Origin of the sequence: Methanohalophilus sp. DAL1 (assembly GCF_001683555.1) — an archaeon.
GTDB classification, from domain to species: Archaea; Halobacteriota; Methanosarcinia; order Methanosarcinales; family Methanosarcinaceae; genus Methanohalophilus; species Methanohalophilus euhalobius.
The window spans coordinates 40,421-64,612 of record NZ_MAFX01000055.1; the positions used below are offsets into that span (position 1 = coordinate 40,421).

At 43.4% G+C, this 24,192-nt stretch carries 26 protein-coding genes and 1 pseudogene; 5 read left to right on the top strand and 22 right to left on the bottom strand.

Annotated elements, in window-relative coordinates:
- Position 1 precedes the first annotated feature (1 nt).
- Complete coding sequence (locus tag A9957_RS09370) at positions 2-2,731, bottom strand: heavy metal translocating P-type ATPase (protein WP_096711474.1); 2,730 nt, start codon at positions 2,729-2,731, stop codon at positions 2-4.
- A 7-nt stretch (positions 2,732-2,738) separates the two neighbouring features.
- Positions 2,739-2,939, bottom strand: coding sequence for a heavy-metal-associated domain-containing protein (locus tag A9957_RS09375; protein WP_096711475.1), 201 nt, complete (start codon positions 2,937-2,939; stop codon positions 2,739-2,741).
- Between the two features lie 88 nt (positions 2,940-3,027).
- On the opposite strand from A9957_RS09375, the gene nadA reads away from it, so the two are divergent.
- Positions 3,028-3,933 carry a quinolinate synthase NadA gene (gene nadA / locus A9957_RS09380; RefSeq protein ID WP_373420709.1) on the top strand — a complete coding sequence of 302 codons (906 nt, stop codon included), beginning with the start codon at positions 3,028-3,030 and terminating at the stop codon, positions 3,931-3,933.
- A 253-nt stretch (positions 3,934-4,186) separates the two neighbouring features.
- On the opposite strand, the gene A9957_RS09385 is transcribed toward nadA, so the two are convergent.
- The 8 genes and pseudogenes from A9957_RS09385 to A9957_RS09420 all read right to left on the bottom strand — a co-directional run bounded on the left by A9957_RS09385 (position 4,187) and on the right by A9957_RS09420 (position 7,134).
- Positions 4,187-4,471 (bottom strand): nucleotidyltransferase family protein, encoded by a 285-nt coding sequence (locus A9957_RS09385; RefSeq protein ID WP_241645759.1) that lies wholly within the window; start codon positions 4,469-4,471, stop codon positions 4,187-4,189.
- 58 nt (positions 4,472-4,529) lie between these two features.
- Positions 4,530-4,844, bottom strand: coding sequence for a LysE family transporter (locus tag A9957_RS09390; protein WP_096711478.1), 315 nt, complete (start codon positions 4,842-4,844; stop codon positions 4,530-4,532).
- A 12-nt stretch (positions 4,845-4,856) separates the two neighbouring features.
- Positions 4,857-5,165, bottom strand: a complete 309-nt coding sequence (locus A9957_RS09395; RefSeq protein ID WP_096711479.1) for a hypothetical protein — start codon at positions 5,163-5,165, stop codon at positions 4,857-4,859.
- Positions 5,166-5,211: 46 nt separating this feature from the next.
- Positions 5,212-5,721 carry a hypothetical protein gene (locus tag A9957_RS09400; RefSeq protein ID WP_096711480.1) on the bottom strand — a complete coding sequence of 170 codons (510 nt, stop codon included), beginning with the start codon at positions 5,719-5,721 and terminating at the stop codon, positions 5,212-5,214.
- Between the two features lie 49 nt (positions 5,722-5,770).
- Positions 5,771-6,040: pseudogene (locus A9957_RS09405) on the bottom strand (IS5/IS1182 family transposase); the annotation flags it as partial.
- A 153-nt stretch (positions 6,041-6,193) separates the two neighbouring features.
- Positions 6,194-6,544 (bottom strand): hypothetical protein, encoded by a 351-nt coding sequence (locus A9957_RS09410; protein ID WP_132130889.1) that lies wholly within the window; start codon positions 6,542-6,544, stop codon positions 6,194-6,196.
- Between the two features lie 78 nt (positions 6,545-6,622).
- Positions 6,623-6,838, bottom strand: a complete 216-nt coding sequence (locus A9957_RS09415; RefSeq protein ID WP_241645754.1) for a response regulator transcription factor — start codon at positions 6,836-6,838, stop codon at positions 6,623-6,625.
- Positions 6,835-7,134, bottom strand: coding sequence for an AsnC family transcriptional regulator (locus tag A9957_RS09420; RefSeq protein WP_241645751.1), 300 nt, complete (start codon positions 7,132-7,134; stop codon positions 6,835-6,837). Before A9957_RS09420 ends, A9957_RS09415 begins: the two co-directional genes overlap by 4 nt.
- A gap of 142 nt (positions 7,135-7,276) precedes the next feature.
- Between A9957_RS09420 and A9957_RS09425 the strand changes: the two genes are divergently transcribed.
- Positions 7,277-7,558 carry a helix-turn-helix domain-containing protein gene (locus A9957_RS09425; protein WP_096711482.1) on the top strand — a complete coding sequence of 94 codons (282 nt, stop codon included), beginning with the start codon at positions 7,277-7,279 and terminating at the stop codon, positions 7,556-7,558.
- A gap of 3 nt (positions 7,559-7,561) precedes the next feature.
- Here the strand turns inward: A9957_RS09425 and A9957_RS09430 are convergent, their stop codons facing one another.
- The 3 genes from A9957_RS09430 to A9957_RS09440 all read right to left on the bottom strand — a co-directional run bounded on the left by A9957_RS09430 (position 7,562) and on the right by A9957_RS09440 (position 11,273).
- Entirely contained in the window at positions 7,562-7,702 is a 141-nt protein-coding gene (locus A9957_RS09430; protein ID WP_164908987.1) for a hypothetical protein, read from the bottom strand.
- A 219-nt stretch (positions 7,703-7,921) separates the two neighbouring features.
- Positions 7,922-9,202 carry a phosphomethylpyrimidine synthase ThiC gene (gene thiC / locus A9957_RS09435; RefSeq protein WP_292344026.1) on the bottom strand — a complete coding sequence of 427 codons (1,281 nt, stop codon included), beginning with the start codon at positions 9,200-9,202 and terminating at the stop codon, positions 7,922-7,924.
- Between the two features lie 112 nt (positions 9,203-9,314).
- Positions 9,315-11,273 (bottom strand): PAS domain S-box protein, encoded by a 1,959-nt coding sequence (locus A9957_RS09440; protein ID WP_096711485.1) that lies wholly within the window; start codon positions 11,271-11,273, stop codon positions 9,315-9,317.
- Between the two features lie 219 nt (positions 11,274-11,492).
- Here A9957_RS09440 and A9957_RS09445 point away from each other — a divergent pair, with 219 nt between their 5' ends.
- Together A9957_RS09445 and A9957_RS09450 are read left to right on the top strand one after the other, a co-directional pair.
- On the top strand, positions 11,493-13,823 hold the full coding sequence (locus A9957_RS09445; protein WP_292344028.1) for a DNA topoisomerase: 2,331 nt from the start codon (positions 11,493-11,495) through the stop codon (positions 13,821-13,823).
- 9 nt (positions 13,824-13,832) lie between these two features.
- A complete protein-coding gene (locus tag A9957_RS09450; protein WP_096711487.1) occupies positions 13,833-14,276 on the top strand; it encodes a DUF123 domain-containing protein in 444 nt (147 codons plus the stop codon).
- 3 nt (positions 14,277-14,279) lie between these two features.
- On the opposite strand, the gene A9957_RS09455 is transcribed toward A9957_RS09450, so the two are convergent.
- From A9957_RS09455 to A9957_RS09480, 6 genes are all read right to left on the bottom strand, one after another.
- Positions 14,280-14,798 (bottom strand): nitroreductase, encoded by a 519-nt coding sequence (locus A9957_RS09455; protein WP_292344030.1) that lies wholly within the window; start codon positions 14,796-14,798, stop codon positions 14,280-14,282.
- Between the two features lie 34 nt (positions 14,799-14,832).
- On the bottom strand, positions 14,833-15,840 hold the full coding sequence (gene ilvC, locus A9957_RS09460) for a ketol-acid reductoisomerase (protein WP_096711489.1): 1,008 nt from the start codon (positions 15,838-15,840) through the stop codon (positions 14,833-14,835).
- 29 nt (positions 15,841-15,869) lie between these two features.
- On the bottom strand, positions 15,870-16,355 hold the full coding sequence (ilvN, locus tag A9957_RS09465) for an acetolactate synthase small subunit (RefSeq protein ID WP_105460589.1): 486 nt from the start codon (positions 16,353-16,355) through the stop codon (positions 15,870-15,872).
- On the bottom strand, positions 16,352-18,052 hold the full coding sequence (locus A9957_RS09470) for an acetolactate synthase large subunit (protein ID WP_172425441.1): 1,701 nt from the start codon (positions 18,050-18,052) through the stop codon (positions 16,352-16,354). The genes ilvN and A9957_RS09470 overlap by 4 nt, the downstream gene beginning before the upstream one ends.
- Before the next feature lie 34 nt (positions 18,053-18,086).
- Positions 18,087-19,568: a (R)-citramalate synthase gene (locus A9957_RS09475; RefSeq protein ID WP_096711492.1), complete on the bottom strand. Its 1,482-nt coding sequence runs from the start codon at positions 19,566-19,568 to the stop codon at positions 18,087-18,089.
- A 198-nt stretch (positions 19,569-19,766) separates the two neighbouring features.
- Positions 19,767-20,819: a M42 family metallopeptidase gene (locus A9957_RS09480; RefSeq protein ID WP_128754014.1), complete on the bottom strand. Its 1,053-nt coding sequence runs from the start codon at positions 20,817-20,819 to the stop codon at positions 19,767-19,769.
- A 136-nt stretch (positions 20,820-20,955) separates the two neighbouring features.
- On the opposite strand from A9957_RS09480, the gene dinB reads away from it, so the two are divergent.
- Positions 20,956-22,080 carry a DNA polymerase IV gene (dinB, locus tag A9957_RS09485; RefSeq protein WP_367121913.1) on the top strand — a complete coding sequence of 375 codons (1,125 nt, stop codon included), beginning with the start codon at positions 20,956-20,958 and terminating at the stop codon, positions 22,078-22,080.
- Here the strand turns inward: dinB and A9957_RS09490 are convergent.
- The 3 genes from A9957_RS09490 to mtnP form a co-directional block, all read right to left on the bottom strand.
- Positions 22,041-22,802, bottom strand: a complete 762-nt coding sequence (locus tag A9957_RS09490; RefSeq protein ID WP_241645746.1) for a heparan-alpha-glucosaminide N-acetyltransferase — start codon at positions 22,800-22,802, stop codon at positions 22,041-22,043. The two genes, dinB and A9957_RS09490, sit on opposite strands and share 40 nt — an antisense overlap.
- Before the next feature lie 27 nt (positions 22,803-22,829).
- Complete coding sequence (locus tag A9957_RS09495) at positions 22,830-23,258, bottom strand: Zn-ribbon domain-containing protein (protein WP_096711496.1); 429 nt, start codon at positions 23,256-23,258, stop codon at positions 22,830-22,832.
- A gap of 61 nt (positions 23,259-23,319) precedes the next feature.
- On the bottom strand, positions 23,320-24,180 hold the full coding sequence (gene mtnP / locus A9957_RS09500) for an S-methyl-5'-thioadenosine phosphorylase (protein WP_096711497.1): 861 nt from the start codon (positions 24,178-24,180) through the stop codon (positions 23,320-23,322).
- Between the last annotated feature and the right edge of the window lie 12 nt (positions 24,181-24,192).

Sequence of the window (24,192 nt, forward strand, 5' to 3'; positions counted from 1 at the left end):
ATTAATCTACCTTTTTCCTTTTCATTAACAGGGAATTTGTCATCACAGAGACCGAACTCAGGGCCATGAATGCTGCTGCCATTGCCGGTGTAATGAGTATTTGCTCAAATATTGGGAAGAGTACACCGGCTGCAATAGGTATACCAAGTGTATTGTAACCAAATGCCCAGAAAAGGTTTTGTTTGATCTTTTTCATTGTCAGTTTACTTAAATTCAGGGCCTTTAAAATATCCTTCATATCATTTTTAATAAGGACGATATCCGCAGACTCGATGGCCACATCCACTCCTGCACCCATAGCAATTCCAACATCAGCTTGGGTAAGGGCCGGTGCATCATTGATGCCATCTCCAACCATTGCTACTCTTTTGCCCTGGCTTTGCAGCTTTTCAACCTCCGCAGCCTTATCTGCAGGTAGCACTTCTGCAAAGACTGTATCAATTCCTGCCTGTCTTGCAATTGCATGTGCAGTTTTGCTGTTATCACCTGTAATCATGGCAACTTCAAGCCCCTCTTTCTGCAGTCGGGATATTACTGATGGTGCCTCCTCTTTCAATACATCAGCAACAGCCAGGACACCGGCAATTGTACCATCGAGGGCAACCATTATTGCTGTTTTTCCTTCATCTTCAAACTTATTCGAATCGCGGGATACATCTCCCATATCGATTCCTTTCTCTTCCATGAGACGTTTGGTGCCGATAAATACAGAATGATTTTCCCATTCTCCTACAACTCCTTTGCCGGATAATGATTCAAAACCGGATACATTTTTTAGCTGAAGTTTTCTGGATTTTGCTCCTTCCACAATTGCTTCAGCCAGCGGATGCTCGGAAAGGATTTCAACTGAAGCTGCTGCCTGAAGCAGGTAGTTTTCTTCATAATTACCTGTTGTTGCAACATCTGTAAGGAAAGGTTTACCGATTGTCAGGGTACCGGTTTTATCAAACACGATAGTGTCTATTTTTGGAGTAGTCTCCAGACTTTCCCCATCGCGTATGAGGATTCCATTTTCAGCACCCATTCCGGTACCTACAATTATGGCAACCGGTGTGGCAAGCCCCAATGCACAGGGACACGAAATTACAAGCACCGTGATGGCAGCCAGCAGGGCAAAGAGGAAAGGACTGGCAACACCTGTAAGTTCAGCAACATTAAATGTTCCGTAGCCTATGAAAAACCAGAATAAAAATGCCATCAGGGCAATGGACATCACAATGACAATAAAGTATCCTGCTACAATATCTGCAAGGCGCTGAATGGGTGCCTTTGATGTCTGGGCTCTTTCTACCATTTTTATGATCTGTGACAGGGCGGTATCAGCACCGACCTTTGTAGCTTTGAACCTGAATGAACCAGTCTTATTTATCGTTGCACCGATTACTGTATCTCCTGTGCTTTTTTCAACAGGGATGCTTTCCCCCGTGATCATGGATTCATCAACAGCAGAATCCCCCTCTATGACTTCACCGTCAACCGGTATCTTTTCCCCGGGTTTTATAACGATGACATTTCCAGGTTTTACTTCTTCGACAGGAATATCTTTTTCTTCCCCATCCACGATTATCCGGGCAGTTTTTGCCCGCAGCCCCATAAGCTTACGTATCGCTTCCGAGGTCTTACCCCGGCTTTTGGCTTCCAGGTAACGTCCGAAAAGGATGAATGTAATAAGCATGGCAGCCGAATCAAAGTACGTATGTTCATATCCCGCCCCCAGATTCAGGAAGGCTGCTGCAGTGCTTGCAACAAAAGCGGCTCCGGTACCCGAGGCCACCAATAAGTTCATGTCGGCATATCCGTGCTGCAATCCCCTAAAAGCTCCGGTGAAAAACTGTCTGCCGGGAAAAGTCAAAGTGAGGGTTGCCAGGGTGAATTGAACAATATTGTTGGCGAGAATATCAGGCACATAAGGGTCAATCCTCAGCATTCCCTGCATGGCACCAAGCGTCAGGGGTAATGTCATAGCAAAGGCTATCAAAACATTTTTTTGTTGCTCAATTCTTTCCTGTTCTCGTTTGTCTTTCAAATTATTTTGTGTACCATCCGGTATTGAAGCGCCGTAACCTGCGTTTTCTATGACTTTGATGAGACCTTCCTGATTGATTACGGAACTATCGAAAATTATATCCGCTTTTTCCAGGGATAAGTTTACATTTGCTTCAAATACGCCGGCTTGGTTTTTAAGCGCCTTTTCTACGTTGGATACACAGGAGGTGCAGCTCATCCCGGTAATATCCAGAGTCAGGCGATCACTGCGAATTCCGTACCCCAGGGACTCGATCTGCTCACGTATGTCATTTAAATCCAGCTTATTAACATCATATGTTATAGAGGCTTTTTCCGATGCAAAATTAACTGAGACTTCTCCAATTCCATCTACTTTTGCAAGGCCTGTTTCGATACGTTTGGCACAGGCAGTACAGGACATACCTGAAATATTCAATGTCAGGGTCCTATCGGAATCTCGGGTTGATATTTCTTCAATGTTTACAGGACAGGTTCCTTCACATGCATTCTCTTCCTGGCCTTCGACAGAATATCCGGCCTGGCTAATAGTATCCTTCATGGTTTCAACACTGGTGGATGAAGGATCATAATTCACTCTAGCAATACCACTTTCAAGGTCCACCTCTGCAGATTTCACTCCTTCAAGGCTTTCAAGAGCATCGCGGACACTTTTTGTGCAGTGTCCGCAACTCATACCGCTTATATGTAAAAAAATCTCAGCCATGGTTATATTATGCCTCGTAACCTGCATCCCTGACAGCTTTTTTCAGCTCTTCTACATTTATATCAGGTTCATATTCCACGTGGACCTCGCCTTTTTCAAGATCTACTTCCGCTCTGGATACTGAAGTAATATTTTGTAAAGCCTTCTCAACTGCCATCTTGCAATGGCCACATGTCATTCCTTTGACTTTAATATCTATCTTTTCCATAAAATATCACCTGTTTAGGTTATCGTCCAACAATTTAATATATTTGCCTCTCAAATATAGTTAACGCCGTGAATTAGAGATTAAGATGATTTATATGGATCAAATAATTGCTAAAATCGAAGAACTGAAGACAAAAATGAATGCTGTTATTCTGGCCCATAATTACCAGCGATGTGAAATACAGCAACTGGCAGATTATGCTGGTGATTCACTTGGACTGAGCCGTCAGGCAGTGGAACATGATTGTGATGTCATTGTCTTTTGCGGAGTGGATTTCATGGCGGAGAGTGCGGCCATTCTTTCCCCGAATAAGCAGGTACTACTGCCTGCAAAGGATGCTCATTGTCCCATGGCAGCAATGGTTGATGTGCCATCCCTCAGGAAAGCAAAAGCAAACAACCCCGATGCTGCAGTTGTATGTTATGTTAATTCCTCAGCGGTTGTCAAGGCAGAAAGCGATATATGTTGTACTTCCTCAAATGCTGTCAATGTGGTAAATTCTCTTGAAGAAGATAAAGTGATATTTGTGCCGGATAAGAACCTGGCACATTATGTCTCCCTTCACACAGAAAAACAAATAATCCCCTGGGAAGGTTATTGTCCGGTTCATCACCAGATAATGCCGGAAGAAATCAGAATGGCAAAACAGGAGCATCCTGATGCTGAATTCCTGGCTCATCCGGAATGCAGGCCTGAAGTTGTTGAAATGGCAGATGCAGTACTCAGTACCTCGGGAATTATTGAAAGAGCGGGCAAAACAGATGTAAATGAATTTATAATCGGGACGGAAAATGGTATTCTTTGCAGGCTCAAGGAGCAGCATCCTGATAAAACGTTCTATTTTGCTTCTGCCTTTGCCTCATGTGCAAACATGAAAATGGTTACACCTTCCATTTTGCTGGATTCAATGGAAAAAATGCAATATGAAGTGAATGTAGAAGAAAGTATAAGGGAAAAGGCAAAAAAATCCCTTGATCGAATGCTTGAAATTTAATCTGCATTCTTGTACTTAAAGGGCATCAGGCGCTTTTCAAGGGCCGCCTGTATATATTCGATCAACATGTACTTATCATCTCAAGCGATTATCACTTTTGGGATTGTATATAGCATTGTTTATTTCAGATATTTAGTAATTATCCTCCCTTACGACAGTTTGTTTTTTGAGTTTACTGCTTATTAGAAATAACTGACACTCATCAATGGAAAGAAATGCATCGATCATCTCTGAGATATAAAGTAAAGAACTCTCATAAAACCACCATCTCTTTCAGGAAATTATCTTGCATCCTGGGATGCAGGGCTCGTTTTGACACCACGTCCATAGGCAATTCGAGCAAGTCTTCAAGGTAGTCGGCAAGTCCCACAAGGTCAAACAGGGTGGCTTCGGTATCAAAATTGACCAGCACATCAACATCACTTCCCGGCTTTTCTTCTCCCCTTGCATAGGACCAGAAGATTCCGACAACTTCGGCTTTGTACTCCTGCCTGGTCTCTCCCCGGTGCTCTTTAATCAGGAGTTTTATCTCATCCAATCTTGGTGGGATTCTTTTGCTTCTCCTCGTCCAGAAACTTGCTCCATAACTGCACTCATTATCGCCAAATATGCAAGCCCAGCAGTTCCAGTCCCTGTTCTATGAAAAACAAAGCAAAGAGGAGATACAGCACTCCCAGACTTCGAAATAGATGAAGATAGTACTTGCTTTTCAAAAAATCCCTGCTTTTGCCTACAAACAAGGCAATCATAACTTTAGAACCTACAAGCAGGGCATAGAATCCGATAATAAACATTATCCGTGCGAGCCTGTCAACCTCTGCAGTCCTGAAGAGAATCGGTCCTCCGATTGCAATCCAAAGCAGGTAGGGATGGGGGTTCAGGAAATTTGCCAGTATGCCTTTTTCTGGGATTCCTTTTTCTGGTTAGTTATCTCGATATTGATATTTTTGGTCCTTAAAGAAGTAATTCCCAGATGCATCAGGTAAAGTGCCCCTGCCAGGCTTATAAAGGCGATCACCGAATTTTGCTACTGGAAATGTATTAGTATGTAAATCACAGCTGATACTATCAGGAAGTCTTATTAAAGGAGAAATAGCAACCTTAAAACCTTCTTTTGACCCGTGTTGCAGGCTTCCGGAAATTGTTATGACCATCAGTGGACCCGGAGATATGCCTGCAGCAAAACCAAGAAGGGTCCCTGTCATCAGGATTTCTGCAAATTCATACATCATTCTCTCTTCTTATTTACGGGAGGAAGCCATTTACCGGCGTGAAAATTCAGTGTAGTTTGATAATTTCAGTCTGTTCTGCGATTGTCAGTTCAAATTCATCTGCGGGAATGGCCCTGGTAGAAAGGACTTCTTCAAATTTGCCGCTCTCAACCTTTATGTTCCTGCTGGCGGTTACCGTGAGACTCACCTGAGACTGGCCATCTGCAGCATTACCTTCGATCCGGATATCGTATTTGCCTGAAGGTACATCGCATTCGCAGATTTCCGCTACACCCTCTGAAGCTCTTGCACGTCTGGTTATCCATAACAATATCTTTACCCTGACCTTCAGGTCCTTCACTCTTTCGGCTCTCACCGTTAAACGATTGGGCCTTTCTGGTACTTCTGTGTCAGGCATACGACATTTGTATTTTCCACCCTTCACCGGCACGGTCTTGGTAAAGGTCATTGCTACATCCACTGATTCCGCAGAGGATGTGCCACGTATGATGACATCATCTCCTGCCCTGGGTTCTGGTGGTATAATCTCGAAATCCTTGTTTTCTGGAGTATCCATTGTAATTAAAAATGGCTGGTAGTCCTTTATGTTTCTTTCTGATTGCTCGTTACAGAAGCGTATAATAATTATTTTTGTAATTATTATTTTTATAACTATTTGGCTCTGTAGAAATTATCATTTGAATAATTATTAAAGCAGAGATCACCCTGTCTATATTATGGATTAATAATTTGAACTTGACCTCTGACCTGATTTCTGTATTTTGTTGCTCTCAGTTCTTCCCCATATTCCTTTTCAAAACAGAAAACATCGTCTCTACCAGATTTCTGTAATGATAGATGTCTTCATCAAATTCATCTCTCATTCTACGACGGTATACCATTAAATCACAGATTTAATGGGAGTTCCAGATTTCCAATCTGGAACAAAATATATCCATCCCCTTTGTGTTTTGTCTATCCAGAATCACATTGGGGACCTCTTCTTATAAAAATGATAATGTATTAGTGGAAGTTAGAGGAAAGGGTTTCTACAGAGCCGTTTTTTGGAAAGCTTGATCCATGTTTTTTTCATACAGATTATATCCCAGAGGAGTTCGATCTTCAGGATAGCCGGAGACAATGGTGCCGCATTCATCGATATACTCAAGAGCATAAAATCCCTGCGACCTTTCGTACAGGGCTTTGAAGAACCTCATATAGAAGTCATCAGGAACTCCATTTTCAGCGCCTGCTATTACTTCCCGGGCTACGACCTTCTCATTCAGAAACTCTGTGACAGCCGATGATATTTGTTTTGTATTGAGGGTCTGTTGTTCTGTATATTGTTCCTCACAGATTTCCTGGACCCCGAGGTTTAAACGTACCCCCAAAAAAAACAACAGAACCTATAAAAAGAAGGGTAATGAAAGTTATGATTATTGTGTTATATCGTCGATTACTGAAAAACATGGGAATGATCAGTCTTGTGCCCGGCGCAATACCATTCGAATGCGGGCCTTCAGTTCTCTCAGGTTGAAAGGTTTTGCAATATAATCGTCTGCACCTGTCTCGATTCCTTCTACCCGGTCATCAACTTCCCCTTTTGCGGTAAGCATTATTATGGGGATGTGGTTATGCAGTTCATCCTCTTTCAGGTGTTTGCACACTTCAAAACCATCCATATCCGGCATCATGACATCCAGAAGAATAAGGTCTGGTGTTTTTCCTCAATATCTTCAAGACCAGTTTTCCCGTTATATGCCTCAACAACATTATATCCTTCTGCCTGCAATGCTCTTTTTGCAGCAATTATGGCATCGGGCTTGTCATCTATTATCAGGATGGTTTGCCTGGAATCTCCCAGCTCTTCAAGTCTTGTTTGTACTGTTTCTTCAGATATTTTCAGTACATCTGCCAGTTCGACTGCAGAAAGGGCCGGATTCTTTTCAAGAAGACTGAGTATTTTATCGTCAAGTTCTTTTTCGGGCATAATGACCACTAAATAATAGTATTCCCATCAAATAGTCTATGCCATTAAAGCCTTTCCAAATATATGGAAGACCTGTTATTCAGAGATATAAGTTGACCATAATTAGAAAGACTTATAAAATATAATGTTGTAAGTAAGCAGGATGGATGTTCTCGAAAAGATATTCGGCAGGACTGCACAGATGACTGTTCTCAAAAACCTGATATCCCATAAGGGGGACTCTACCTATCTCTCAGGAATTGCAGAAGAGACAGGCTTGTCTCATTCGAGTGTTGCCCGTGTAATAGCACCTCTTGTAGAAACAGGTATTGTTAAGGAGAAACCCCTGGGAAAACAGATACGCACTTTCAGTCTCAATATGGATAGTGAATTGACACAGCTTGTCCTTGAATTCTATGATCATATCCACAAGTTTGCCGATTGATTCTTAATAATATTTTTGTTCATCCAATGTGTCCGGATGTACGCTACTGTTATTCTTTCCAAGCATAATTCTTGCAAGACTGCCGGATATGGCCGCAAGGATATTGGATATGTGAAGTGTATAGAATGCAATTATTATTTCCATAATGGAGGTTAGAAGTGCCTCGGCAAACTGTCTATCAGGATTCCTGAATTTCCTGACTACCAGTAGATAGTGGTAAGCGGTGCGAATATAAGTCCAACGATCAGGGTGAAGCAGATAGTCAGTATTATAAGTGTAAAGGTTCTCCTTCAAAATAATTGTCTATCAGAGTATTATTATCCACAAGCACTGTGATTCTCATAAAGAAAAATTGTGGGCCTGTTATTTAGTATTAACTTTCAGGGCATCCTGTACTATTTTCAGGGCGCAGAGTTCACCACACATGGAACATGCATCACTTCCTGTCTTGCGGCTCTGGCGTATGGCAGCAGGTTTTTCACTGTCAATTGCAATGTCAAATTGTTTCTCCCAGTCAAGGTCACGTCTGGCTTGTGCCATCTGGAAGTCTGTTTTTCTTGCCTTTTCACGCTGTCCCTGCCGTGTAAGATCGGCAGCATGTGCTGCTATCTTTGTGATAATCGCTCCCTCTCTGATATCATCTGCGGTGGGAAGGGCAAGGTGTTCCGCGGGAGTGGTCATGCACAGGAAGTCCGCTCCAGACATGCCGGCAATGGTTCCACCAATTGCACCTGTAATATGGTCATAGCCGGGTGCAATATCTGTGACAAGTGGTCCAAGCAGGTAGAGGGGAGCTTCGTGGCATAGTTTTTTCATGCTTTGCACACTCAGCTGCACCTCGTCAGCTGCCACATGACCGGGCCCTTCCACAAAGGTCTGGACATTGGATTTACGTGCCTCTTTTACAAGTTCACCCAGGGTTATGAATTCCATGAATTTTGCATTATCCGAGGCATCATGGATACAACCCGGACGCATTCCGTCACCCAGGCTCAGGGTCATATCATATTCTCTTGCTATCTCTATCAGGTAGTCAAATTCACTGTAGAGGGGATTTTCCTGCTCATTGTGGATCATCCAGGCAATTGTAAATGAACCTCCTCTGCTGACAACATCCATCACCCTTTCCCCTTTACGCAGGCGTTGCAGAGCGTTCTGGTTCACTCCTGCATGAATTGTCACAAAATCGACACCGTCTTCTGCATGTTTGCGCACAGTATTGATGATATCATCGGATGTCATATCAACTACAGTTTTTTGGGATGAAGCCGCCTGATAGATTGGCACTGTACCAAACGGTACATCTACGGTTTCCATGAGAAGTTTGCGGGTGGAATCAAGGTCTCCCCCTGTGGAGAGGTCCATTATGCTGTCTGCCCCGTACTTAACAGCAGTTTTTGCCTTTTCAACTTCATCTTCCACATCAACAAAATCTCTTGAGGTTCCGACATTGGCGTTGACCTTGACACCCATACATTTTCCGATGGCTTTGGGGGATGTTTCCCTCAACACATTTTTTGGAATAGTAATAAGACCCTCTGCAACATACTTTCTTACGATTTCGGGATCAATACCCTCTTTTTCTGCAACCTTATGTATCTGAGGGGGAATGTTTCCCTTCTTTGCTTCATCCATCAATGTCATTTTTAACGCCTGCCGTGCTTAATTCATTCCAGAATAATCCGTATTCGCATATATAGGTTTCACAGGTAAAAAAGGAATTAAAATGAAACTCTATCGTTAACATTTCGCTCCATTAAATAGGTTGGATTGGAATTGTGAAAATGAAGGTATTTCCCGCCCCGGGTTTACTTTCCACTTCTATCTCTCCACCATGTAATTCTATATACTCTTTAGCAAGTGAAAGGCCCAGAATACTGTCATGTGGTTTCATTCCGGATTTGGAATATATTTCTTTAAAAGGTCTGAATAATTCTTCTAAATGGCTCGGGGAAATGCCGAGTCCGGAATCATTTACTTCGAACTTCAGGTCATAACTGCTGTATTCCATACTGATATGTACATCTCTTCCTTCAGGGGTAAAGTGTATTGCATTGACGACGAGATTATACATTGCCTGCTTGATTTTTACTTTGTCCACACTCATTTCCGGTATGTATTCAGGTACATCAATAGTTATTTCAATATTCCTATCCTCTGCAAAAGGTTTAAGGAATTTTAAAATTTCACTGAGTAACTCACCAATGGAAACCATTTCAATATTGAGTTCCATCTTTCCCGCTTCAACATCTGATATTTCCAGAATGGCATCAATTAAACCTATCAACTGTTCCGCACTTTTTTGTATATCATGAATGTGCTTTTGCTGTTTTGGATTGAGTTTTCCATATATATCATTACGAAGCATCTGGCTAAAACCAATTATGTTACCTAATGGAGTTCTAATTTCATGACTCAAATTGGCCTTGAACTCAGAGTTGGTTTTGCTTACTTCCCTGGCATGAAGCCTGGATTCTGCAAGTTCTGCCTCTGCACGCTTGTGGTCTGTAATGTCCTTTACGAATTCGACCGTACCGGTAATTTCACCGGTGGTGGAGTCTTTCAATGGATACCCCAGGAGTTCAAACCATTGTGGTTCTGAGTCCGGCAAACCCTGTACAATATTTCTTTCTGTCTCTCCTGTTTCCATGCATCTCATTATAGGGCAGGGTTTACATGGGCAGTCCCTGTCATGATAAGCTTCATAACATTTCTTGCCTTCAAGGGGTGTATTCCTTGCGTACCACTTATTCATGGCATCATTTACATGTACGATATTCATGTCTGCATCAAGTATGCTGACCCCGTCCTTTATGCTTTCAATGATGCTGTTCAGGAACAACTTGCTCTTAATCAATTCCTCTTCCATGAGTTTGGATTTTGTGGTATCCTTTGCGAAACCTAAATAATAGGTATCTGGAAGTTTAGTAGCAGTTACACGCCACCATCTTATGTTTCCGTCCTTCCTTACAAAATGGAATTCAGTATCAGCAAATCCTTTTTTACCGAAGGTTCCAAAAGTTTCAATGACCCTTCCATGATCTTCTGGGGGTATGAGGTCCATGAGGTTCATCGAGAGGAGTTCCTCTTGCGAATATCCTGTTGTTTCACAGGCTGCTTTATTGACTTCAATATAATCTCCGTTTTTATCTGCGACAAAAATACCATCAGGAGCATTATTAATGTAACTCCTGAACTTCGATTCACTTTTCTTTAGGGCATTTTCACTTGCAAGTCTCAAAATCAAATTCCCAATCTGACGGGCAATTGATTCCAGAATTATTTTTGTATCTTCAGCAATTCCTTCCTGAGTAAAAGAAGAGACGACAAATGAAGATATTGCCTCTCCATTTTCTTTTTTTATGGGGATTATGCCAATTGTTTTCATTTTTTTGATATACTCTTTTTCCTGAAGGGTTCCTGCAATTTCTTCAGGTGGCATATAACGAATTTTACCTTCTTTAACGATTTTTGCCTGTAATGAATCCGCAGGGTAATGCTGGATATTTTTCAATATATCTTCAGGAATGTCGCCCCCACAGGCTATGAAGTCAAATCCACCATTTTTTGATCTAAGGTATATCGCTGTGGCATCAATATCTTTCAGGGAAAGAATATGTTTTGAGAGGGAATGAAAAGCAGTTTGTAAATTATTTGATGAACCAAGTTCAATAGCAATATCCCTTTGGAGGACTAGAAGTCTTTCCTTTTCCACTAAAAGCACTCTCCGGTGAGAGAATAACTATTTATAGGCATATAATATTTTACATAACTATAGGTTATGTTTTGTATATACAAAAATTTATATCATTTCTAATTTATATTGCATTTGTTTATATATAAGTGCACATTGTTATTTTTATCTTAATGAATACCAAAAGAACCGTTCCCAGCTACCTTTATGTAATCATGGCAACATCTAGTTGCCCTGTATATGACTATTGTTGTATTTGCTGAAAAAAACAAGGCTGCAGCCAAACTTGCGACTATTTTGAGCGGAGGAAATAGTACGAGAGAACATGTGGCTGACCTGCCGGTATATTCCTTTGTAGCTAAAGGAGATAAATACAAGATAATCGGTCTTGCCGGACACATTACATCCTATGATTTTGATCCGGCTTACCGGGACTGGAAGGCAATTGACCCTGCGGTCCTGCTGACAGCTGACCCGATCAAAAATATCACCAAGAAAAATTATGAACGGGCTGTCAGGCAACTTGCAAAACAGGCAGATTCCATTGTACTTGCATGTGACTATGACCGGGAAGGAGAGAATATCGGTTTTGAGGCACGTGATATTGCTTTGCAGGTCAAAAAAGTACCGGTAAAAAGGGCCAGGTTTTCTTCCCTGTCTGCAAATGAGGTCCAAAAGGCTTTTAGTAATCTTGTAGAGCCGGATACCAATCTGGCCCTGTCTGCGGATACCCGCCAGATACTTGACCTGAGAATGGGTGCGGCTTTTACCCGTTTTATGACCCTTGCTGTCCGGGAGAAGGCATACACCAAAAGTATCCTGTCAATTGGTCCCTGCCAGACTCCAACATGTGGTTTTGTATATGAAAGAGAAAAAGCCATCCGTAATTTTAAACCTGAGGATTTCTGGAAGATAGAAGCGGTTTTCCAGGCAGGATCCAGTGAATTTGAGGGTGTGCACCGTAAAGGCAACATACGGGATGTTGGACTTGCAAAACAGATATATGAAAAACTGCAGGGTACCAGAGAAGCAACCGTGTTTCGCCTCAATATCAAAGAAAAACAGATCAATCCTCCTTATCCTCTAAATACGAATGAATTCCTCAAACGGGCTTCCAAATTCCTGGATATCAGTCCGGAAAAAGCCCTGGAAATAGCAGAGCAGCTTTACCTGGCCGGCTTTATCAGTTATCCCAGGACAGAAACAAACCGCTATCCTGAAGATCATGACTTTAAATCCATGCTTAAAAACCTTCTCCGGATAGGGGAATACTCCTTCTTTGCAGAAAATTTACTCAAAACGACAGTATCTCCACGTAATGGGACAAAGGATGGCCATGATCACCCGCCTATCCATCCTATAAAGGCAGTTTCCGAAAAACAGGTCAAAAATGCAGTTAAACTGGATAATTCCTGGAAGGTATATGACCTGATTGTGCGTCATTTTCTTGCCAATCTTATGGATCCTGCCCTCTTTGAAAAAACTCACATGGAAGTGCATGTGAAGGATGAGCCTTTTGATTGTAAGGGTTCGGTTATGAAATCCGAAGGATGGAAACAGGTCTATCCGTTTGAAATATCAAAAGAAAAACTTCTTCCTCCGGTAGCAGAAGGGGATAAGGTGGCTGTAAATAAGATCACAAACACCAAATCCCAGACCACACCCCCCAAACGTCTAACTGAAGCCGAACTTCTGACCCTTATGGATAAACATGGTATCGGAACCAAGGCAACAGCCCCTTCACACATCGAAACAAACAAGAAAAGAGGCTATTTTGAGATTAAAGGCAAAACCATTTCTATGCTGGATACCGGCTTTAATCTCATGGATGCACTGGGGATTTCAGTACCTATATTGATACAACCTGAAATCAGGGCAAAAATTGAAGGGTTGATAGAGGATGTTGAAAAGGGAAAGAAATCTTTTGACGAGGCCATCAGTGAAGGTACTGTCCTTATACAGAAAATGTATACCCGGCTCAAGTCCGGTAAAGGCGATATTGTGCTGCGTATTGCAGGTTCTATAAAGGATGAAAAACTGGCTGAAGATAAGAATAATCACATTGGCAAATGCGATAAATGTGGCAGGACACTGAGCATTATACGTACTGATAAGGGTCGTTTTGTAGGTTGCAGCGGCTATCCGGATTGTCGCAACACGTATCCTCTTCCCCGAAAAGGTTCCCTGGATGTAATGCGCTCCCGGGAGTGCAAAATGGGCGGATTTGCCGTACTCAAGGTCGGTGGTGGAAAATATTACTGGAGTGTTGGAGTAGGTCCATGCTTTAATTGTGAAAAGCAAAAACTATGCTTCCCGCCTACTGTGATAGGAAAATGTCCTTCCTGTGGCTGTGACATGGTATTGATTGAGACCAAAGATTCGAAATTTCTGGGATGTGCAAGACGCTGTGGTTTTACATGTTCATATCCCCAAAAGGGTCGTGTTACACTGCGCAAGGAAATCTGTGAAGAATGTGGGTGGAAAATAGTCAGAGTAAAGGAACCCAAAAAGGATGCCAGGCATTATTGCATTAACCGCAAATGCAATAAAAAATTCAAGAATCTTCTTTGAGGTTATATTATGTGTGCCAAAGGGACCTACTGCCTTATACTGAAAACGGATGGATGTACTGTTGGTGTAGGCAGTCTCAAATCCATAGTATTTGAAGCAGGCTATTATATTTATGTGGGGTCTGCACTTGGCCCCGGCGGACTCAAACGTATGCATCGCCACCAAAAGCTTGCCCGTCAAAAGGACAAAAAACCCAGATGGCATATTGATTATTTACTTACCCATTCGGATTTTGAATATGTGGATGTTGTCTACACCTGCGCTGAAAAACATATCGAATGTGGCATTGCTGCCAATCTGCAGGGAACTTATGTGTCGAAATTCGGTTGTTCGGATTGTTTCTGTCAATCCCATCTCTTCCACAGGTTAACCTGTCCTGTAAATGAAATAAAATCAGCAATCGAGGATATCGGGCAAAAACCAAAAATATTGAGTGAAAATGATGATTTCTGAGAATCACCATTCATTCTCAAAATTATCCCTGTATGTAATTTCTGCAAGGGATTTCCTCGTGGATGACCTTTCTTCATCTGTCGGATGGCCTATTGCGATAACTGCCATAAGTTCCATAACTGCCGGTGCTTTGAGAATTGAGTTCACTTTCTCTTCCTGATTGAGTATTTCTCCCACCCAGACAGCACCCAGGCCAAGTTCATTGCATGCAAGGAGCATGTTCTCTATCGAAGCACCTATGGACTGGATGTCCTTGGTACGATTGTATCCGCTTTCCTTATCATAATAGAATGCAACAAGTACTTTAGCTCCTTTCACAGTGTCACTGTAATGGGTACAACCGGCTAGTTGCTCGATAGTATCTTCCCTGCGAATCACCACAAACTTCCAGGGCTGGTTATTGAGTCCTGAAGGAGCCCAGCGGGCACATTCTAACAGAGTTGTGATGGCCTCCTCATCCACATCCTTTTCCGTAAAACGGCGTACACTTCTGCGGTTGTATATATTATCTAACGTGTTCATGTTTTCCTCCAAAAAAGGAAAAGAAAAAATGGGGTTATTTTTCGTTGAGTTCACTGTTGAGCCAGGGCATCATGGCACGCAGTTTCCTGCCTACCTCTTCCACCGGGTGTTCCCGATCCTGCCGTTCCATTGCTTTGAGGACAGGATTGTTGGCTTTTTTTTCCAGTACGAAATCTTTTGCAAATTCACCATTCTGGATGCGCTCCAGGGCTTCATACATTGCCAGTCTGGATTCATCGTTGATGACCCTGGGTCCCACTGTCATTCCACCGTATTCTGCTGTGTTGGAGACAGAGTACCACATTTTTTCCAGTCCGCCTTCGTGGATGAGGTCTACGATAAGTTTGACTTCGTGCAGTGTCTCAAAATAGGCCATTTCCGGTTTGTAACCTGCTTCGACAAGAACCTCAAAGGAATTCTTGATCAGGGAAGCAACGCCACCACAGAGGTCTACCTGTTCACCAAAAAGATCGGTCTCGGTTTCCTCGCGGAAAGTTGTTTCAATGACACCTGCACGGGTACATCCCACACCCCGGGCATGGGCAAGGGCCAGTTTCTTTGCATTGCCTGTAGCATCCTGGTAGATAGCGATCAGACCGGGCACACCGGCATTGTCCATGTAGGTCCTCCGGACCAGATGTCCCGGACTCTTTGGAGCAACCATATAGACATCAACGTCTGCAGGGGGGATGATCTGATTGTAGTGGATGTTGAACCCATGGGAAAAGACAAGTGCATTACCTGCTTCAAGCCCCGGCTCGATTTTATCCCTGTATACATCAGCCTGTACTTCGTCGGGCATAAGAATCTGGATAATGTCGGCTTCCCTTGCAGCATCTTCAACAGACATAACCTTCAGGCCGTCTTCTTCTGCCTGTTTCCAGCGTCTGCTACCAACCCTCAGGCCGACCACTACATCAAGACCGGAGTCATGAAGGTTCTGTGCCTGGGCGTGTCCCTGGCTGCCATAACCGATAACTGCAATCTTCTTGCTATCCATCACTGAAAAATCAGCATCTTCATCGTAATATAGGTCTACCATTTATTTCAATCTCCTGTTACATATTATAGTTATGAATTTTTTGAGCCCCTTGTTAGGGCAATTCTTCCTGTTCGGACAAGTTCCTTGATTCCGAAGGGTTTGAGAAGTTTCTCGATAGCTGCAATTTTTTCTTCATCACCGGTAACTTCAATGATAATGGATTTTGAAGCCACGTCAACAATACGTGCACGGAAGATATCAACTATCTGGATAATTTCGGCCCTTGTATCCTTATCGGACTTAACCTTGATAAGAGCCAGTTCCCTTTCCACGGATTCGTCAGCATCAAGATCTGTAACACGAATCACATCGATCAGCTTATTCAGTTGTTTGCTAACCTGTTCTACGACATGGTCATCTCCGCGGACCACCAGGGTCATTCTGGAGACGTTAGGATTTTCGGTAACTCCTACTGCAAGACTATCGATATTATAACCGCGTCTTGCAAAGAGCCCTGCCACCCTTGACAGCACTCCGAACTTGTTCTCTACCAGAACTGCAAGTGTGTGTCTCATTCTTTCCTCTCCAGGTCAAGTATTTCATTGATAGGTGCACCTGCAGGCACCATTGGCGATACGTTCTCTTCACATTCCACAATAAAGTCTATAATTACCGGTTTTCCGGAATCCATCGCTTTTTCAAGAGCCGGTTTGACTTCTGAAGTTTTCTCGACCCTGATACCAACCGCACCATAAGCTTCGGCCAGTTTCACGAAATCAACACTGTCCCGGATGCAGGTATGTGAATAACGCTTTTCAAAGAATAATTCCTGCCACTGCCTGACCATTCCCAGATAACCGTTGTTCATTATTGCTACGATCACCGGAATGTCATTCTGGACAGCAGTTGCGATTTCCTGGGAATTCATCTGGAAAGAACCATCACCTGCAATATTGAAGACAACTCTATCCGGCTTTCCGACCTTGGCACCGATTGATGCAGGATAGCCGTATCCCATTGTCCCAAGTCCCCCGGATGTGATGAAACTGCGAGGTTGGCTAAATTTGTAATATTGGGCTGCCCACATTTGGTGCTGGCCGACTTCAGTAACTATGATAGCATCTTTGCATGCTTCATAGATCTGCTCAATAATGTACTGGGGTTTGAGCCCGTCCTGTTCACCAACATAGTGCAGGGGATAGGATTTTTTCCATCCCTCTATCCTGTCAAGCCACTCTTTTCTGGTTTCTTTCTCAACAGGCTTTACATATTTGTTAAGGGAGGCAAGGATGTTCTTTGCATCCCCTACAATCGGTATATCCACCGTTATGTTCTTGGAAATCTCGGCAGGATCGATGTCAATGTGCAGGATTTTTGCGTTGGGTGCAAAGGATGCAAGTTTCCCTGTCACACGGTCGTCAAATCTGGCACCGACTGCTATGAGAAGATCACATTCCTGTATGGCGTAGTTGGCATATTTAGTTCCGTGCATGCCGGGCATTCCCAAATAAAGAGGATGTTGTGTAGGGAAACCGCCTATACCTGTAAGGGTTGTAGTTACAGGTGCCTGTAGATTCTCGGCAAACTGTATCAGTTCCTTGCTTGCGCAGGAGCCCAATATTCCGCCGCCTGCATATATCAGAGGCTGATGGGCCTTTTCAATCGCTGATGCAGCTCGCTTTACCTGCTGGAGATTACCCTTGTAGGTTGGCTTGTAACCTTTCAGGTCCACTTTATCCGGGTAGGTAAATTCGATTTCCTCGGTTGTGACATCCTTGGGCAGATCTATCAACACGGGACCGGGCCTTCCTGTTGATGCAATGTGGAAAGCCTCTTTGATTATACGGGGCAGGTCCTTTGCATCCTGCACAAGATAATTGTGCTTGGTGATTGGCATTGTGATGCCGGTTATATTTGCTTCCTGGAACGCATCGTTGCCTATCATTGAACGGGGCACCTGTCCTGTGAGTGCGACCATTGGTATAGAATCCATGTAGGCATTTGCAATACCTGTTACAAGGTTGGTGGCTCCGGGTCCGGAGGTTGCAAGACATACACCAACCTTGCCGGTTGCCCTTGCGTATCCTTCTGCGGCATGGGCTGCTGCCTGTTCATGCCTGACAAGAATGTGTCTGAGATCGGATTTGTATATCTCATCATATATGTGAAGAAGGACACCACCGGGATAGCCGAAGATAACCTCCACATTTTCTTCATAGAGGCACTCGATGATTGCGCGTGCACCTGTCATCTTGTTGTTATTTTCACTCATTATATCCCTTCGTTTTCTTCTCTTGCTTCTAACTTCACTTCATTAGCTGGTTTATTGCATTTATCACAGCTTCAACGGATGCTGTGATTATATCTGTACGGGCACCCCGGGAACTAACCATTTTTCCATCCTTTGAAAGTTTAACACGCACTTCCACCAGCGCATCAGTACCGCCGGTTATCGCATCGACATGGTATTCTTCCAGCTGTACATCCCCTATACCTGATACAGCCTTGCGGATTCCTTTTACAACTGCATCTACGGGACCATCCCCGATATCGGCTTCCACAACTTCCTCACCATCCACAGTTATCCTTACCGATGCGGTTGGCATAACCTGGTTACCGGATACTATGGTAAAATCTTTGAGTTTGACCCGGGATTCCCTGTAAATGTTCAGTACGGTGTCAGCAATTGTTTGTAAATCGGAATCTGTGACATGTTTTCCATGGTCACCTATTTCCTTGACCCTGGTGAGAATCTCATTGAGCTGGGAATCTTCTACTTCCAGTCCTAGTTCTTTCAATGCCAGGGTTACTGAGCTTTTGCCGGCGTGTTTGCCCAGAACTATTTTTCTTTCCCTGCCCAGAATTTCGGGTTTCAGGGGTTCATATGTAGAAGTGTCTGCCAGCAGTCCGTGTACATGAATGCCTGCTTCATGGGTGAATGCATTACCTCCCACGAGCGATTTGTTGATGGCCACAGGTATGCCGGTCAAGCGGCTGACCAGTCTGGATGTTTTATAAATTTCTTCTGATTTTATACCAGTTCTGTGATCATAAAGCCATTCCAGAATCATCACAACTTCTTCCAGTGAGGTATTCCCGGCCCTTTCACCGATCCCATTTATGGTCATATGGGCTTCCCCTGCCCCGGCTTTCAGGGCAGCTATGGTATTGGATACTGATAATCCGAAATCATCATGGCAGTGAATGCTTACCGGTACACTGCATTCGCTGGAAAGTTCGCTGAAAATAGCTTCCGTTTTTTCGGGAACCAGCATTCCCACAGTATCACAATAGCATAACCTGTCGGCACCGGCATCGATTCCGTCCTGGTAGAGGGTCTTCAGGAAATCAAAATCTGCTCTGGATGCATCTTCCCCGCTGAATTCAACAATCAGGCCATGGTCTTTGGCGTATTCAATGACACGGGTTGACATTTCCCTGACTGCTTGCCTGTCCTTTTTCAATTTCACATTGATATGCAGATCTGATACAGGTGCGACCAGATGGATGGAATCCACATCGCATTCCAGGGCGTAGTCTATATCCTGCTTCATTATACGGCAATAACTGCATATTTCAGCATCAAGACCTTCAGCAGTGATTCCTCTTATAGCGTTTCTCTCACCTTCGGAGGTGATGGCAGAGCCTGCTTCGATGATGTGTACTCCCATCTCGTCCAGTTTACGGGCGATCCAGAGTTTTTCTTCACAAGTCAGTGCTACACCGGGTGTTTGTTCACCGTCTCTCAGGGTAGTGTCCAGAAAGCGTACATTTTCGAATAATACAATCCCTCACGATTTTTATGAATATTGTGCAACCATGTGACACGTTCATATTAAATATAAGTTCGCGTTAGTCCACATGTCTGTCAGCCTTTCATGCATACAAAAGGTATAATCATGAAATGCTGTGAAAAGTAGCATTCTATTATTAAAATAATTGATGGTATAAGCCGTTTTTAATGTGAGAAAGTAAGTGGAGAAGTATTAGAAATACTTCCCTGCATTTTTAGCTGCTTTTGCAACAAGAGAGGCGCTTGCTTTAAGGTCATCAATGGAAATCACTTCTACGGGTGAGTGAATATACCTTGCAGCCACACTAATAGTACTTGAGGGCACACCATCCCTTGTCAGGTGTATTGCGGTTGCGTCGGTGGTTCCTCCGTCTCCCACATCAAGTTGATGGGGCAGATCATTCTCCTGTGCTGTTTCTTTTAGCCATTTGACAACCTGCTTATCTGCCATAAGGCCCCTGCCGGCACCATCAACTACAGTAATTACCGGACCTTTGCCCACTTCCAGGGCTGAATCCTTCTTTTCTATGCCGGGGTGATCGCCCGGGATGGTGACATCTGTTGCAATTGCAATATCCGGATTCAGACCGAAAGCAGATGTGCGTGCACCTTTAAGCCCCACCTCTTCCTGAACCGTTCCCACGGCATAAATAGTGGCATCAATATCCATCTCGGAAATTTGTTTCAGGGCATCGATCACCATGGTCACTCCAACGCGGTTATCAAAGGCTTTGGAGGTGTAGAGACCATTTTGCAATGCCACAAAGTTCCTGTCTATAGAAATGGGTGTACCAACCTCAATTCCTAAGTTTTCTGCATCTTCCTTGTCCTTTGCCCCGACATCCACAAACATTTCTTCTGCCTTTATCGGTTTCTTTTTATCCTCATCTTTCATTACGTGAGGGGGTTTGGAACCGATGACACCCGGGATAGGTCCCCTGGTGGTGTGCACCATGACACGCTGGCTGTGCAGGGTCTGGTCAAACCAGCCACCGATAGTCACAAATCGGAGAAATCCATTCTCATCGACGTATTTTACCATAAGCCCTATCTCATCCATATGTGCAGCAAGCATAATGGAAGGACCTGTGCCTTTTTTGGTACCTATGAGATTTCCCATTTTATCTACTTCTATGGTATCGACATAGGGTTTGATTTCCCTTTCCATGATTTTGCGAATACTCTCTTCATTGCCCGAAATTCCGTGGGCGTTTGCCAGTTCTTCAAGAAGTTTTTCTATTTCCATTTGTATACCTTCCTTGGTTCTTTTAGGTTTAATAGTCCTCCAGAGATAAATAGTTTTGAGTGATTGGTTAAAGGATAATTTATAATCATAATGTCCGGTGAAAACATTTTAATTCTGGACAACAGAAGATATGCAGATGCCTCCATCCCGAATAATCTTCCATATTGATATGGACAGTTTTTTCTCCTCGGTAGAAGTGCGTGAAAGACCATCCCTTAAAGGGCTCCCAGTCGTGGTTGGGTCTGACCCAAAAAAAGGGGAAGGAAGGGGCGTGGTAAGTACGTGTTCCTATGAGGCGCGTAAATACGGCATCCATTCGGCAATGCCCATTTCTAAAGCCTACATGCTTTGTCCGGATGCGGTCTTTTTGCGGGTGAATATGTCTCTCTATAAGCAGGCATCGGAAAATATTATGTTTCTGCTGCAGCGCTACACTTCTGTTTTCCAGCAGGTAAGTGTGGATGAAGCATATCTGGATGTTACTGGTATTGTGAAAACCTACACTGAGGCACAGGACCTTGCTCTGAGGATAAAGAAAGAGATGTATGATGAAGAAAATCTCACCTGTTCTATCGGGGTGGCACCAAACAAGATTGTGGCCAAGATTGCTTCCGACTTCCAAAAACCTGATGGTCTGACGGTTGTGAAGCCTGAAAATGTACAGGACTTCCTGTTTCCGATGGAAGTATCTGCCATTCCCGGTGTAGGCAGGCGTACCCGTGAAATCCTGGAAAAAATGGGTATCCGGACTATTGGGGACCTTGCACGCACCGATGTGCAATTGCTAGTATCCCGTCTGGGTAAATCAGCCCTTAAATTGCGCCAGATGGCGCTGGGTAATTATCACAGTAAAGTGGCCGGTAAAAGTAAGGTTAAATCCATCAGCAAGGAGGATACCTTTGAAGAAGATGTCGGGGATATGGAAATATTAAGGGAAACTATGGACAGGCTTGCGCAACAGGTACACAGCAGGCTGGTCAGACACGGTTATGTATTCCGTACTGTCAACCTAAAGATACGGTTCGAGGATTTTACTACATACACAAGGGCTTTTTCTCTCAGGGCAACCAGCAATGACCTTTCTGTGATATGCAAGGTAGGCACCCGTATGTTACAGGAATTCAGCTGCAAGAAGAAGGTAAGGCTTATCGGGATAGGGGTTTCGAGCCTGATGAAGATTGATTCCCAGCAGACTACCCTGGAAGATTTCATAAGAGGGGATCAGAATGAAAATGGAAACCTGATCAGACCCAACAGGTAAAGGATGAGAATTATGGCCGGCTGGTGCAACAGGTACATTGCAAGGGACCTTTTTCCCATTGCAGTGAGCAGTCTTACCGGGGCAAAGCCTGTCATATCAGGAACATCAAATTTTCTTTCATAGGCCGGATACAGGTGATTGCTGGTGGCAATTCCTACCAGTACAAGGCCAAACCAGGGAAGCAGGGGAAAGTAATCCAGTGTCTGGAATGATGTGGAATGCACTCCCAGCCACAAAAACCAGTCATTTGGCACACGTATTGTTTTCAGGTAGAATCCAATTGCGATTACAACTCCCGCGACAATCAGGTTGGCATGTTTCTTTTCAATCAACGGATAGGCAATTATTATTGAGATTCCCATAAAATGCAGAATCCCGAAAACGATTGGCATAGAGGGATACGCAAACCAGCTGACTAAAGTAATCAGACTTCCCCAGAGAAATATCCGAATTCCCCTCTTTACATATTTGTGCCAGGGATTTCTGTTTTCGGGATGTTTCAAACGGTATCGTGAATAACTAAGGCTCAGGGCAATCCCTGCAGTATATATAAAAAGAACAGCTGAACTTCTGCCGATTATCCATAATTTGCCCTGATTTATCGCGAAAGAAAAATTGCCCAGCAGGTCCAGATCATAGAATGTATGATATATAATCATGAGGACAATGGCACAGCCCCGTAAAAGGTCAACTTCCCAGAAACGTTGTTCAGGCAGTACCATTGGTTTTACCATGAAAAAGGAATAATATCATTTTTTCTTGCGCTTGCCGTGGAATGTGGAGGCCAGATCTACTGCATAGGTCCCGTTTTCCTTGATTGCCATGATGATCTCATCGCGTTCAAGCAGGGAATCAAGGTTCAACTCATAGGACCCGGGCCCAATAATACGTACAGATTCAACTTTCTCCCCATCGTCTTCGATAATGGTGCTTTCTTTATGCTCAATTCCTATAAATTCATCAACTTCATGAATGAATTCTTCGCAAGGAATTGTCTTTTCTTTTTCCTCAGTAACTTCTTTTGTGGTTTCACTACCCTTCTCAACTTCATCAGTTTCCTTTTCGGACTCATTGCTTACGTAGAGAAATTTGTTCCATCCACAGTTAGGGCAGCCATTGAGGATAACTTCGGCTCCGTCTTCAAATACAGTCTCACATTTAGTACATTTGTGAGGCATTAGTTCACCGGTTTACTATTTGGCTATCTGTCTTTTAACCCTTACGAGTAAATGGCTTATTTTAGTCAATATATTTGCCAATAAGAGTTTTTAATCTGTACTGTGTTTCGTAAGGTATCATCCCAGAATCAGTCATTATTGCTCCATCAAGAGCATGTCTGCATTCACAATCCTGCTCAATATCAAGGGATTCAAGTGCCTGACGAATAATAGTTCTAACTGCTTTTTCGTTTTTTATTACATTTTCAATGATTGTTTCCGTAGTCACATCTTCTTCATGCCATACATCATAATCAGTCACAGTTGCAATGGTGCTATAGCAGATTTCGGCTTCCCGTGCAAGTTTTGCCTCAGGTGTGGCAGTCATTCCGATTATATCAAAACCCAGTGACCTATAAACATTTGATTCAGCTCTGGTTGAAAACTGGGGGCCTTCGATACATACATAGGTTCCTTCGGGATGACTGTTGTAGCCGTTTTCAATTGCAATTTTATGGAGCAAATCTGACATCCCGGAACAAAAAGGATCAGCAAAACCAGTGTGAACAACTATATCTTGATCAAAGAAAGTTGAAGGACGAAGTTTTGTCCTGTCATATATCTGGTCAGGAATTACAATGTCCAGAGGCTTTATGTTTTCTTTCAGGCTTCCAACAGCTGAGGCGGCTATTATCTGTTTGACACCAAGTTTTTTCAGGGCAAAGATGTTGGCTCTGGCATTCAGGTTTGTTGGAGATACTCTGTGTCCTTTTCCATGTCGTGGTAGGAAACAGACCTTCTTTTCTCCAAAATCTCCCACTGTAATCGAATCAGACGGTTTGCCAAAAGGGGTATCCACCTCTATCTGGTGTATGTTGTCCAACATATTTGCGTCATATACGCCGCTTCCGCCGATAATTGCAATGTCTGCATGTCCTTTCAATATATCACCTTT